Consider the following 11,635-nt stretch of genomic DNA (forward strand, 5'->3'; position numbering starts at 1 on the left):
ACCCACACGAGTGAACTTGGGCGACCCACCCGTTCCCTCCCCGGCACCCCCGCCGGTGGCGTCGCCCCGGCTAACCGTCCGCCCGCGCCGTCGCCAGCAACTCCTCCGCGTGCGCCCGGGCCGTCTCCGAGTCCTCCTGGCCGGCGAGCATGCGGGACAGCTCGCGGACCCGCTCCTCCCCTTCCAGGACCTTGACGCCGGAGTGGGTCACCGACCCGTCGTTGGTCTTCTCGACCAGCAGCTGCCGGTCGGCGAAGGCGGCCACCTGCGGCAGATGCGTCACCACCACGACCTGTGCGGTCTTCGCCAGCCGCGCGAGCCGCCGGCCGATCTCGACCGCCGCCTTGCCGCCGACTCCGGCGTCGACCTCGTCGAACAGGTAGGTGGGCACGGGGTCCGTCCCGGCGAACACGACCTCCACGGCCAGCATCACCCGCGACAGCTCACCGCCGGACGCGCCCTTGGCGATCGGCCGGGGCGGCGCGCCCGGGTGCGGGGCCAGCAGCAGCTCGACCTCGTCGGCGCCCGCGGGCCCGTAGGCGACCGGACGCCCGCCGACCTCGACGCCCTCCGGGTCCTCGGTCTGCCGGATGTCGAAGGACACGCGCGCGTGCGGCATGGCGAGCGAGGCCAGCTCGGCGGTCACGGCGGCGGCGAACCGCTCGGCGGCCTCCGCCCGGGCGTCGGTCAAGGCCTGTGCCAGACCGCCCAGTTCGGACCGCAGCGCGTCGCGCTCGGCGGTCAGCTCCCCGATCCGCTCGTCGTCACCGTCGAGTTCGGTCAGCCGGGCGGCACTCTGCTCGGCCCAGGCCAGCACGGTGGCGACGTCCTCGCCGTACTTCCGCGTCAGCCCGGTCAGCGCGGCCCGCCGCTCCTCGACGGCCGTCAGCCGCAGCGGGTCGGCGTCCAGGTCGTCGGCGTATCCCGCGAGGTCGCCGGCCGCGTCGCGCAGCAATATCCCGATCTCCCCGATGCGGTCGGCGAGCGTGGCCAGCGCCGGGTCGTGCGACCGTACGGCGTCCAGGGCCCGCTGGGCGCCCGCGACGAGCGTCCCCGCGTCGACGCCCTCCGGGTCCTCGGGGTTGCCCGCCAGGGCGGCGTGCGCGGCCGCGGCGGCGGACGCCAGCGCCTCGGCGTGCCCCAGCCGCTCGGCCTCCTCGGCCAGCTCCGCGTCCTCACCCGCACGGGGTTCCACGGCGGCGATCTCGTCGAGCCCGAAACGCAGCAGATCGGCTTCCTGGGCCCGCTCGCGCGCCCGGGTGGTGATCTCGTCGAGCTCGGCGGAGACGGCCCGCAGCCGCTTGTACGCCTCGCCGTACTTGGCCAGCGGCCCGGCGACCGCGTCGCCCGCGTACCGGTCGAGCGCCTGCCGCTGCCGGGACAGCTTGAGCAGCCCCTGCTGGTCGGTCTGCCCGTGCACGGCCACCAGCTCGTCGGCGAGTTCGGCCAGCACGCCCACGGGCACGCTGCGTCCGCCCAGGTGCGCCCGTGAGCGCCCCTCGGCGGAAACGGTACGGCTGATCAGCAGGGCTCCGTCGTCGAGCTCGGCCCCGGCCTCCTCGGCGCGCACCGCGGCCGCGGCGTCCCGGGGGACGGTGATCCGCCCCTCCACGACCGCCTTGCCGGCCCCGATCCGCACGAGCGCAGGGTCGGCCCGCCCGCCCAGCAGCAACCCCAGGCTGGTGACCACCATGGTCTTGCCCGCACCCGTCTCACCGGTGACCGCGGTGAACCCGGGCGACAGCTCGACGACAGCATCGTCGATCACGCCCAGCGACCGTATCCGCATCTCCTCCAACACGGACACGACCTTACGAGGTCCGGGCAGCCAATGGCGACCGGCCCGTCTCTGTCACCCACGCGGGTGGATACCGACCTCAAGGGGCGCGGGGAACTGCGCGACCGGCCACAACCGGCCCGCACCCGCCGCCGACGAGCCACCACCCCCTGCGAACCGCTAGTGAGGAGCCCCCCGCCACCCGGAGACGGGCAGCGCGAACTTCGCCACCAGCCGGTCCGTGAACGAGGCATGGTGCAGCCGGGCCAGCCGCACCGGTACGGCTCCCCGCCGCACCTCCACCCGTGCCCCCGGCGGCAGCTCCACGGTCCGCCGCCCGTCACACCACAGCACACCCGGCGGAACGTGCGGCAGAACCTCCACAGCCAACACGGAATCCGGCGATGTCACGAGCGGCTTCGCGAACAGGGCGTGCGCGGAGATCGGCACCATCAGCAGCGCCTCGACCTCCGGCCACACCACCGGCCCGCCCGCGGAGAACGCGTACGCCGTCGACCCCGTCGGCGTCGCGCACACGATCCCGTCACAGCCGAACCCCGTCACCGGCCGCCCGTCGATCTCCAGCACGACCTCCAGCATCCGCTCCGCGGACACCTTCTGCACGGCCGCCTCGTTCAGCGCCCAGTCCGTGTGCACGATGTCCCCGTTGCGATGCACCACGACGTCGACGGTCATCCGCTCCTCGACCTCGTACGCCTTGGTCACCACCCGGTCGACAACCTTGTCGAGGTCGTCCCGCTCGGCCTCCGCGAGGAACCCGACCCGCCCGAGGTTGACGCCCAGCATCGGCACACCCGACGCCCGCGCGAACTCGGCACCGCGCAGCAGCGTGCCGTCGCCGCCCAGCACGATGAGCAGCTCACACCCGTCGAGGCACTGCGGAGTGGCCTCCTCGACCAGCTCCACCTCCGCCGGCAGCGGCAGGTCGCGCGCCTCGGCCGCCAGGACGCGCACGCCCAGCCCGGAGCGCAGCAGCCCCTTCACCACGAGCTCGGCACTGCGCACGGCGGCGGGCCGCCCCGTGTGGGCGAGCAGGAAAACAGTACGAGCTCGGTTCTCGGTCAACGCGGCCCCTCCGCCACTGCACGGTCAACGTCGGCCGGGTCCAGTTCCGGTGCCCCGGCCCGCAGCCACAAGAAGTATTCGACATTCCCCGACGGCCCGGGCAGCGGACTGGCCGTCACGCCCTTCACTCCGAGCCCCAGCCCCCATGCCTTCTCGGCCACCCCCCGTACCGCCTCGGCGCGCAGCTCGGTGCTGCGTACCACTCCCCCGCTGCCCAGCCGCTCCTTGCCCACCTCGAACTGCGGCTTGACCATCATCACCAGGTCGGCGTCCGGTTTCACGCACCGCACCAGGGCGGGCAGGACCAGCCCGAGCGGGATGAAGGACAGATCCCCCACGACAAGATCCACTGGCTCCCCATCGATCGCTTCAAGCGTCAACTCGCGTACGTTCGTACGGTCCTTGACGGTGACGCGTTCATCCTTCCGGAGGGACCACGCGAGCTGTCCGTATCCGACGTCCACGGCGACGACGTGGGCGGCGCCCGCCCGCAGCAGGACGTCCGTGAAACCGCCGGTGGACGCGCCCGCGTCGAGCGCCCTGCGCCCCTCGACGGGCAGCCCCCGCGGCCCGAAGACCGCGAGCGCCCCGGCGAGCTTGTGGCCGCCCCGGGAGACGTAGTCGGGGTCGCCGTCGTCCTGGGCCACCACGATCGCGGCCGCGGTCTCCACCTGCGTGGCGGGTTTGGTCGCGACGGTCTTGCCGACGGAGACGCGTCCGGCGGCGATCAGCTGGCCGGCGTGCTCACGCGAACGCGCGAGCTTCCGGCGGACCAGCTCCGCGTCCAGACGGCGGCGTGCGACTCCTGCCACGTTCGGTTCAGCTCCTAGGTCCAGGCGGTGTCGGGGGCACCGGGGGTCCCGGGCGTACGTCGAGCGCGGTGAGCGCGTCGCGCAGCCCCCGGTGTACATCCTCGTACACCTCGATGTGCCCGTCCGTGGCGAGGTGGTCGGCGTCGCCGAGCCGGTCCAGGGCCGCGTCCACAGCGGCGTCGCCGGTGGGCGTGCGCGGCACGTTCAGGGGGGCCGGTGCCGCGGGGTCGTGCGCCGGCTCTTCCTCCGCCACCGGCGGGGGCTCGGGAACTGCGTCGTCCATGCCCCGACGCTACCGCGAACCGCTGCGGTACCGTCGACCGCGATGGCCACGATCGAGGAGTGCCGCAGCGCACTCGACAAACTCTCGGACAACATGCAGCGCGCCGAAGGGGACGTCCGCGACGCCGCGGCCCTGGACCGCTCGGTGAGCTGCCACATCACGGACCTCGACATCACCTTCGTCGGCCGCATGCGCGGCGGGCGGATCGACGTGCACGACACCGTGCCGGGGCCGCCGCCCGGCAGGGCCGAGATCAGACTCGCCATGACCGGCGACGACCTGGTCGCCCTGGTCGGCGGCGAGCTGAACTTCGCCAAGGCCTGGGGCTCCGGCCGGGTCAAGCTGCACGCGGGGGTGCGGGACCTGTTGCAGCTCAGGAAGCTTCTGTAGCCGCGACCTTGCCGACCGTGCCCTGAGCGCGGGCCTTGCGCGCCGCCGGCACGACCAGCGGCGTGCCCGTCTCCGGGTCGTCGATGACCTGGCAGCGCAGTCCGAAGACCTCCTCGACCAGTTCCGCCGTGACGATGTCCTTCGGGGCGCCCTCGGCGACGACCCGGCCCTCGCGCAGGGCGATGAGGTGAGTGGCGTAGCGGGCGGCGTGGTTCAGGTCGTGCAGCACTGCGACGAGCGTGCGCCCCTGCTCCTCGTGCAGCTCCGCGCACAGGTCCAGTACGTCGATCTGGTGCTGGATGTCCAGGAAGGTCGTCGGTTCGTCGAGCAGCAGCAGCGGTGTCTGCTGGGCCAGCGCCATGGCGATCCACACGCGCTGGCGCTGACCGCCCGAGAGCTCGTCGACGTAACGGTCACCGAGTTCGGCGACACCGGTCTGCCGCATGGACTCCTGGACGACCCGCTCGTCGTCCGCGGACCACTGGCGCAGGATGCCCTGGTGCGGGTAACGGCCGCGGCCGACCAGGTCGGCGACGGTGATGCCGTCGGGCGCGACGGACGACTGGGGCAGCAGGCCGAGGGTCCGCGCGACCTTCTTCGCGGGCATCGACTGGATGACCTGCCCGTCGAGCAGCACCCGGCCCTCGCTCGGCTTGAGCATCCGCGACAGCGCCCGCAGCAGCGTCGACTTGCCGCAGGCGTTGGGGCCGACGATCACCGTGAACGACTGGTCGGGTATCTCCACCGACAGCCGCTCGGCGATGACCCGCTGGTCGTAGGCGAGGGTGACCTTCTCGGCGGACAGGCGGTTCACGGGGCTCCTTCGGTGGTTCAGTCCGCTGCTGGTACTGCTCTCGGCGCGTGTGCCCGCCCTCATATCCGGCCCGCCCTGCGCTCGCTGACCAGCAGCCACAGCAGGTAGACCCCGCCGAGCACGCCGGTGACCACGCCCACGGGCAGTTGCTCGGAGCCGAACGCCCGCTGCGAGACCCAGTCGGCGACGACGAGCAGGGCGGCGCCCATGCACAGCGAGGGCAGCAGGTTCGGACCGGGCGAGCGGGTCAGGCGCCGGGCCAGCTGCGGCGCGGTGAGGGCGACGAAGCTGACGGGCCCGGCGGCGGCGGTGGCGGACGCGGTGAGCAGCACCGCCGCCACCATGAGCAGCAGCCGCACGCGTTCGACCCGCACCCCGAGGGCGTACGACACGTCGTCGCCCATCTCCATCATCCGCAGCCCACGCGCGTTGAGGAGGACGAGCGGGACCAGCACCGCGGTCAGCGCGAGCAGCGGCCACACCTGGTCCCAGTCACGGCCGTCGAGGGAGCCGGTCATCCACACGACCGCGCGGGCCGCGTCCACGATGTCGGACTTGGTCAGCAAATAGCCGTTGACCGCCGTGACGATGGCGGAGACGCCGATGCCGACCAGGACCAGCCGGTAACCGTGCACGCCCCGTTTCCAGGCGAGCACGTAGATGGCGAGCCCGGTGACCAGGCCACCCACCAGCGCGCCGACGGCGACCTGGTTGGCGGTCCCCGAGGTCAGCACGATCACCACGAGCGCGCCGGCCGTCGCCCCCTGCCCGAGGCCGAGCACGTCCGGACTGCCCAGCGGATTCCGGGAGATGGCCTGGAACAGCGCGCCGCCCAGTCCGAGCGAGGCGCCGACCAGCAGCCCGACCAGGACCCGCGGCAGCCGCAAGTCGTTGACGATGAACTCCTGGCCCGGGTTGCCCTCGCCGACCAGCGTCCGCAGCACGTCGGCGGCCGGGATGGGGAAGTCGCCGGTGCCGATGAGCACGACACTCGCCGCGAGCGCCGCGACGAGCAGCAGGAGCACGACGGTGACGGCCCGCAGGTCCAGACGTATCGAGAGCCCGCCGGTCCGCACGGCACGGTTGGTGGTCTTCACAGCTGCGCCGTCCTCCGCCGTCGTACGAGAAGGATGAACACCGGGCCGCCGAGGATCGCGGTGACGATGCCCACCTGGAGTTCCGACGGCCGGGCGACGATCCGGCCGATGACGTCGGCGCCGAGCAGCAGCACGGGCGACAGGATCGCCGCGTACGGCAGGATCCAGCGCAGGTCGGGCCCGGTGAAGGAGCGCACGACGTGCGGCACCATCAGCCCGACGAACACGATCGGCCCGCAGGCGGCGGTCGCGGCCCCGCACAGCACGGTCGCGGCCAGCATGGACAGCGCCCGGGTGCGGTTGAGGTCGGCGCCGAGGGCCTTGGCGGTGTCGTCGCCCATGGCCATCGCGTTGAGCGGCCGGGCCAGGGCGAGCGCGAGGACCGTACCGGCCAGCAGGAACGGCAGGACCTGCGTGATGGTCGAATCGGTCGCCGAGGCCAGCGAACCGACCGTCCAGAAACGCATCTTGCCGAGTGCGGCCTCGTCCATGATCATCACGGCCTGGAGGTAGCCGTACAGCGCGGCGCTGATCGCCGTACCGGCGAGCGCGAGCCGCACCGGTGTCGCGCCCCGGCTGCCGCCGAGGAACCAGACCAGCGCCCCGACCCCGGCCGCGCCGAAGAACGCGAACCAGACATAGCCGCTGAGCGAGGTGACCCCGAAGTAGGTGATGGCCGTGACGACCGCGGCGGACGCACCGGCGTTGATGCCGAGCAGTCCGGGGTCGGCCAGCGGATTGCGCGTGAGGGCCTGAAGCACCGCCCCGGCCAGGCCGAGGGCGGCACCGGCGAGCAGCCCGAGCACGGTCCGCGACACCCGCTCCGCGACGACGACGTCCCCGTAGGTCCCCGAGTCCTCGAACAAGCCGTGCCAGACCTGCCCCAGTGACAGCTCCTTCGCTCCGATCGCGATACTCGCCAGCGCGACGAGCACCAGGATCCCGACGGACAGCACCAGCCCGAAGGCTCGTACCGCCCGTCGGTTCGAGGGCGCGGGGACGGTCTCCGCGCGCTGTTCGGGGGGACTCTCGACCAACACGGAAGTTAGGTTAGCCTACCCTCGCACCCAAGCAGGATTCGGCTTCCCGGCCCCGCCTCGGCACCCGGCGCGCGCACTGACGGACACTCAGACACCCAGCCGCGCGAGCGCCTTCCCCCCGTCCAGCCCGCACACACCCTCACCGGCGGCCGTCCACGCCACGGCGCACAGTGCCCGCAGCCCGTCCAGAACCTCGCCCTCCCCGTCGAGCTCCAGCCGATCCGCGCCGGCCCTCGCCGTCCAGCCACCACACCGGAACCCGCCCTCGCCCGCCTCGACGACGTCCGGCTGACCGCCGAGCATCCCGCGCAGATCGGCGTCCACGAACGTCGGCCGGTGCTGCGGCGGCGCGGCCAGCAACTGCGCGCCGTCGGTGACACCGGTCAGGACGAGCAGCGAGTCGACCTCCCCGTTGAACGCGCCCTCGATGTCCGTGTCGAGCCGGTCCCCCACCACCAGCGGCCGCTTCGCGCCGGTGCGCAGGATGGTCTCCCGGTGCATCGGAGGCAGCGGCTTGCCCGCGACCTGCGGCTCGGCCCCCGTGGCGATCCGGACGACCTCCACCGCGGCCCCGTTGCCCGGCGCGATACCGCGGCCGCCCGGGATCGTCAGGTCGGTGTTGGACGCGAACCACGGCACACCGCGCGCCACGGCGTACGAGGCCTCCGCGAACCGGCCCCACGGCAGATCCGGCCCGCCGAACCCCTGCACCACCGCCGCCGGATCGTCGTCCGCCGACTCCACGGGCACCAGCCCGCGCTCGCGCAGCGCGACCCGCAGCCCCTCACCGCCGATCACCAGCACCCGGGCGCCCCGCGGCACCTGTTCGCCGATCAGTCGCGCGACCGCCTGCGCCGAGGTGATGACGTCCTCCGCGCCGGTCGGTATCCCCAGCTCCGTCAGATGCTCGGCCACGGCGGCGGGAGTGCGCAGCGCGTTGTTCGTCACGTACGCCAGACGCATCCCGCCCTCCCGGGCCGCGGCCAGCGACTCGACCGCGTGCGCGATCGCCTCACCTCCCGCGTACACGACACCGTCCAGATCGAGCAGCGCCGTGTCGTACGCCTCGCTCAGGGCCTGCCCACTGCCCTCGGGCCTCGTCCTGACGCTCCGGCTCATCCCGCATCGCTCCTCGTTCGACGGCTTTCCCCCGATCATCCCCCATGCCACCGACAGCCGTACGATGCCGGGATGAACTCAGCAGGTCACTCGGAGGCAACGACGCACCTAGGCCTGGAACTCACCCCGTTCCGAGGCCTTCGTTACGACCCCGACCGGGTCGGCAGCCTTGCCGCCGTCACATCTCCGCCGTACGACGTCGTGGTGCGCCCCGACGGCCTGCACCACCTCGAGGCCGCCGACCCGTACAACATCGTCCGCCTGATCCTCCCTCAGGCCGCCACCCCCAGCGCCCGCAACGAGCAGGCCGCCGACACCCTGCGCCGCTGGCTGTCCGAGGGCGTCCTGACCACCGACCCGGAACCCGGTCTCTACGTCTACGAGCAGCAGGACGGAAACGGCATGCTGCAGCGCGGCATCATCGGCGCCCTGCGCGTGTCCGACCCCGACGAGCAGGTCGTGCTGCCGCACGAGGACGTCATGCCGCACATCGTCGCCGACCGCGCGGCCCTGATGCGGGCCACCTGCGCGAACCTCGAACCCCTCCTGCTCACCTACCGGGGCAACGGTTCGACGACGACCACGGCGGACCTGATCGAGCGCACCGCCGACCGGCCCCCGCTTCTCGCCACCACCACCGAAGACGGCTTCCGCCACCGCCTGTGGTCGGTCACCCACCCCGACGACCTGGCCGCGATCCAGAGGGACCTCGGCCGGCACCAGGCCCTCATCGCCGACGGCCACCACCGCTGGGCGACCTACCGCCGCCTCCGCGCGGAGCACCCGTCCCCCAGCCCTTGGGACCACGGCCTGGTCCTGCTGGTCGACACGGCCCGCTATCCCCTCCGGGTCCGCGCCATCCACCGCCTGCTGCACGACCTGCCGGTCGGCGATGCCGTGGCCGCTCTGGAGGGCCACTTCCGGGTGCGCCGCCTCGACGTCCCGCTGGCCGAGGCCCTGAACGCCCTGGCGGACGCGGCGTGCGCCGGCAACGCGTTCCTGCTGGCCGGCGACGGCGCCTTCCACCTGGTCGACCACCCGGACCCGGACCTCCTGACCCGTACGATCCCCACCGACCGCCCCGTGGCCTGGCGCACCCTGGACGCGACGGTCCTGCACGCCACGCTCCTGGAGCACGTCTGGCGCATCTCCGAGGACTCCCCCGCCCACGTCGCCTACATCCACGACACGGCCGCCACGGTCGAGAAGGCGGAACGCGACGGCGGTACGGCCGTCCTGATGCACCCGGTCCGCGAGGAGGTCGTCCGCGACCTGGCCCGCCAGGGCGTGACGATGCCCCGCAAATCCACGTCGTTCGGCCCCAAACCGGCCACGGGCCTGGTACTGCGGGCGCTGAGCCTCTGACCGGACCGGCCGGACACCGCAAACCGGACACCGCAAACCGGACACCGCAAACCGGGCACCACAGTCCGGGCACGAAAAGGGCGGGACCCCGAGGCCACACGGCCGGGGTCCCGCCCCTTCTCCTACAGACGTCAGTCCTTGTCGTCCTCGTCCTTGTCGTCCTCGTCACCCACGATCTCGTCGCGCTCGTGCGTGTCGCGCTCACCCTCGGCCGGCTCCGACGAGGCGGAGGCCGGAACGACGCCGGTCTCGTGGTCCTCGCTCTCGTGGTCCTCGCTCTCGTGGTCCTCGTTCTCGTGGTCCTCGTTCTCGTCCTCGACCAGGGCGTCCACGAACTCCACGCCGTCCAGCTCGGCGAGCCGGTCCGAGGCGTCGGTGCTGCCGTCCCGGTCGGCCTCGACGGCCTTGGCGAACCACTCCCGCGCCTCGTTCTCCCGCCCTGCGGCGAGCAGCGCGTCGGCGTACGCGTACCGCAGTCGCGCGGTCCACGGCTGCACGGAGTTCGCAGCCAGCTCGGGGCTCTGCAGCGTCACGATGGCCGCGTCCAACTGCCCCAGGTCCCGCCGCGCGCCGGCCGCGACAAGCCGCATCTCGACCTGACCGGCCTTGTCGAGCTTGTGCACCTCGGGCGCCCCGGCCATGTCCAGCGCCTTCTCCGGCCGCCCGAGCCCACGCTCGCAATCGGCCATGACGGGCCACAGGTCGATGTTCCCGGTCATCCGCTTGGCGGCCCGGAACTCGGCCAGCGCCTCGCCGTACTTCTGGGTGGCGTACGCGGCGAATCCGGCGGCCTCCCGAACGGCGGCGACTCGCGACGCCAGTCGCAGCGCCACCCTGGAGTAGCCGTACGCGCCCTCGGGGTCCTCGTCGAGGAGTCGCGCGACCATCACCAGGTTCCTGGCGACGTCCTCCGCGAGCGTCTTGGGCAGGCTCTGCAGCTCCTGCCGTACGTCCTTGTCGATCTCGTCGCCCGTGACGTCCTCGGGGATCGGCAGCCGCTTGATGGGCTCCCTGTCCCGCTCGCGCTCCTCACGGAACCGGCCCGGGGCACGCCGGTCGTCCCGGCCGCGGAAGCCGCCCCGGTCGCCGTCACGCCGATCGCCGTCGCGCCGGAAGCCGCCGCCGCGCTCACCACGGTCGTCACGCCGGGGACCGCGCCCACCACGATCGTCACGGCCACGGAAGCCACCGCGCTCACCACCGCGGTCGCCGCGGTTGTCGTCCCGACGGAAGTCGCCACGCTCACTGCGCGGGCCGTCCTCACGCCGGAAGGGGGGACGCCCGCCCCGGCCGGCGTCGTCGCGCCGGAAGCCACCGCCGCGCTCACCGCGGTCGTCCTCACGGCGCTCGTCACGGCCCCGGAAACCACCGCGGTCGTCACGACGGAAACCACGGTCGCCGTCGCGGGGACCGCGATCACGGTCGCCGTCGCGGGGACCGCGATCACGGTCGCCGTCGCGGGGACCGCGATCACGGTCGCCGTCGCGGGGACCGCGATCACGACTGTCGTCGCGACGGAAACCGCCGCGGTCCCGGTCGTCGCGACGGGGGAATCCGGCGCGGTCACTCTCGCGCCGCTCGCCACGACGGTCATCGCGCCGGTCTTCACGGCGGTCGTCCCGGCGGTCGTCACGCCTGTCGTCACGGCGGAATGCGGGACGCTCACCGCGATTGTCACGGTCGTCACGCCGGAAGGCCGGGCGTTCACCACGGTCGTCCCGACGGAACGGCGGGCGCTCGCCACGGTTGTCACGGTCGTCGCGTCGGCCGAAGCCACCGCCACGGTTGTCACGGTCGTCCCGACGGAACGGCGGACGCTCACCACGGTTGTCACGGTCGTCACGGCGGAACG

At 73.1% G+C, this 11,635-nt stretch carries 11 protein-coding genes and 1 pseudogene; 2 read left to right on the forward strand and 10 right to left on the reverse strand.

The genetic code is table 11. The features are described 5' to 3' along the window. Window positions 1-70: 70 nt before the first annotated feature. The 4 genes from recN to ABTX62_RS34665 form a co-directional block, all read right to left on the reverse strand. Window positions 71-1,789, reverse strand: coding sequence for a DNA repair protein RecN (recN, locus tag ABTX62_RS34650; RefSeq protein ID WP_352119913.1), 1,719 nt, complete (start codon window positions 1,787-1,789; stop codon window positions 71-73). A 168-nt stretch (window positions 1,790-1,957) separates the two neighbouring features. Continuing rightward, window positions 1,958-2,863, reverse strand: coding sequence for an NAD kinase (locus ABTX62_RS34655; protein ID WP_352119904.1), 906 nt, complete (start codon window positions 2,861-2,863; stop codon window positions 1,958-1,960). After that, window positions 2,860-3,675 (reverse strand): TlyA family RNA methyltransferase, encoded by an 816-nt coding sequence (locus ABTX62_RS34660; RefSeq protein WP_352119905.1) that lies wholly within the window; start codon window positions 3,673-3,675, stop codon window positions 2,860-2,862. The genes ABTX62_RS34655 and ABTX62_RS34660 overlap by 4 nt, the downstream gene beginning before the upstream one ends. Window positions 3,676-3,682: 7 nt before the next feature. Further along, window positions 3,683-3,958, reverse strand: a complete 276-nt coding sequence (locus tag ABTX62_RS34665; RefSeq protein ID WP_283973262.1) for a hypothetical protein — start codon at window positions 3,956-3,958, stop codon at window positions 3,683-3,685. Between the two features lie 42 nt (window positions 3,959-4,000). Here ABTX62_RS34665 and ABTX62_RS34670 point away from each other — a divergent pair, with 42 nt between their 5' ends. After that, entirely contained in the window at window positions 4,001-4,348 is a 348-nt protein-coding gene (locus ABTX62_RS34670; RefSeq protein ID WP_352119906.1) for an SCP2 sterol-binding domain-containing protein, read from the forward strand. On the opposite strand, the gene ABTX62_RS34675 is transcribed toward ABTX62_RS34670, so the two are convergent. The 4 genes from ABTX62_RS34675 to ABTX62_RS34690 all read right to left on the reverse strand — a co-directional run bounded on the left by ABTX62_RS34675 (window position 4,332) and on the right by ABTX62_RS34690 (window position 8,418). After that, window positions 4,332-5,225, reverse strand: a complete 894-nt coding sequence (locus ABTX62_RS34675) for an ABC transporter ATP-binding protein (protein ID WP_352119907.1) — start codon at window positions 5,223-5,225, stop codon at window positions 4,332-4,334. The genes ABTX62_RS34670 and ABTX62_RS34675 overlap by 17 nt on opposite strands. Next, window positions 5,222-6,259: a FecCD family ABC transporter permease gene (locus ABTX62_RS34680; RefSeq protein ID WP_352119908.1), complete on the reverse strand. Its 1,038-nt coding sequence runs from the start codon at window positions 6,257-6,259 to the stop codon at window positions 5,222-5,224. Before ABTX62_RS34680 ends, ABTX62_RS34675 begins: the two co-directional genes overlap by 4 nt. After that, on the reverse strand, window positions 6,256-7,299 hold the full coding sequence (locus ABTX62_RS34685) for a FecCD family ABC transporter permease (protein ID WP_352119909.1): 1,044 nt from the start codon (window positions 7,297-7,299) through the stop codon (window positions 6,256-6,258). Before ABTX62_RS34685 ends, ABTX62_RS34680 begins: the two co-directional genes overlap by 4 nt. 87 nt (window positions 7,300-7,386) lie before the next feature. Then, on the reverse strand, window positions 7,387-8,418 hold the full coding sequence (locus ABTX62_RS34690) for an HAD hydrolase-like protein (protein ID WP_352119910.1): 1,032 nt from the start codon (window positions 8,416-8,418) through the stop codon (window positions 7,387-7,389). 72 nt (window positions 8,419-8,490) lie between these two features. Here ABTX62_RS34690 and ABTX62_RS34695 point away from each other — a divergent pair, with 72 nt between their 5' ends. After that, complete coding sequence (locus ABTX62_RS34695; RefSeq protein ID WP_352119911.1) at window positions 8,491-9,783, forward strand: DUF1015 domain-containing protein; 1,293 nt, start codon at window positions 8,491-8,493, stop codon at window positions 9,781-9,783. Window positions 9,784-9,914: 131 nt separating this feature from the next. Here ABTX62_RS34695 and ABTX62_RS34700 read toward each other — a convergent pair whose 3' ends face one another. Together ABTX62_RS34700 and ABTX62_RS38085 are read right to left on the reverse strand one after the other, a co-directional pair. Then, window positions 9,915-10,778, reverse strand: a complete 864-nt coding sequence (locus ABTX62_RS34700) for a tetratricopeptide repeat protein (RefSeq protein WP_352119914.1) — start codon at window positions 10,776-10,778, stop codon at window positions 9,915-9,917. A gap of 39 nt (window positions 10,779-10,817) precedes the next feature. Next, window positions 10,818-11,635 (reverse strand): annotated as a pseudogene (locus tag ABTX62_RS38085) (hypothetical protein); the annotation flags it as partial.

Source organism: Streptomyces sp. NPDC096046 (assembly GCF_040303285.1).
Lineage (GTDB): Bacteria > Actinomycetota > Actinomycetes > Streptomycetales > Streptomycetaceae > Streptomyces.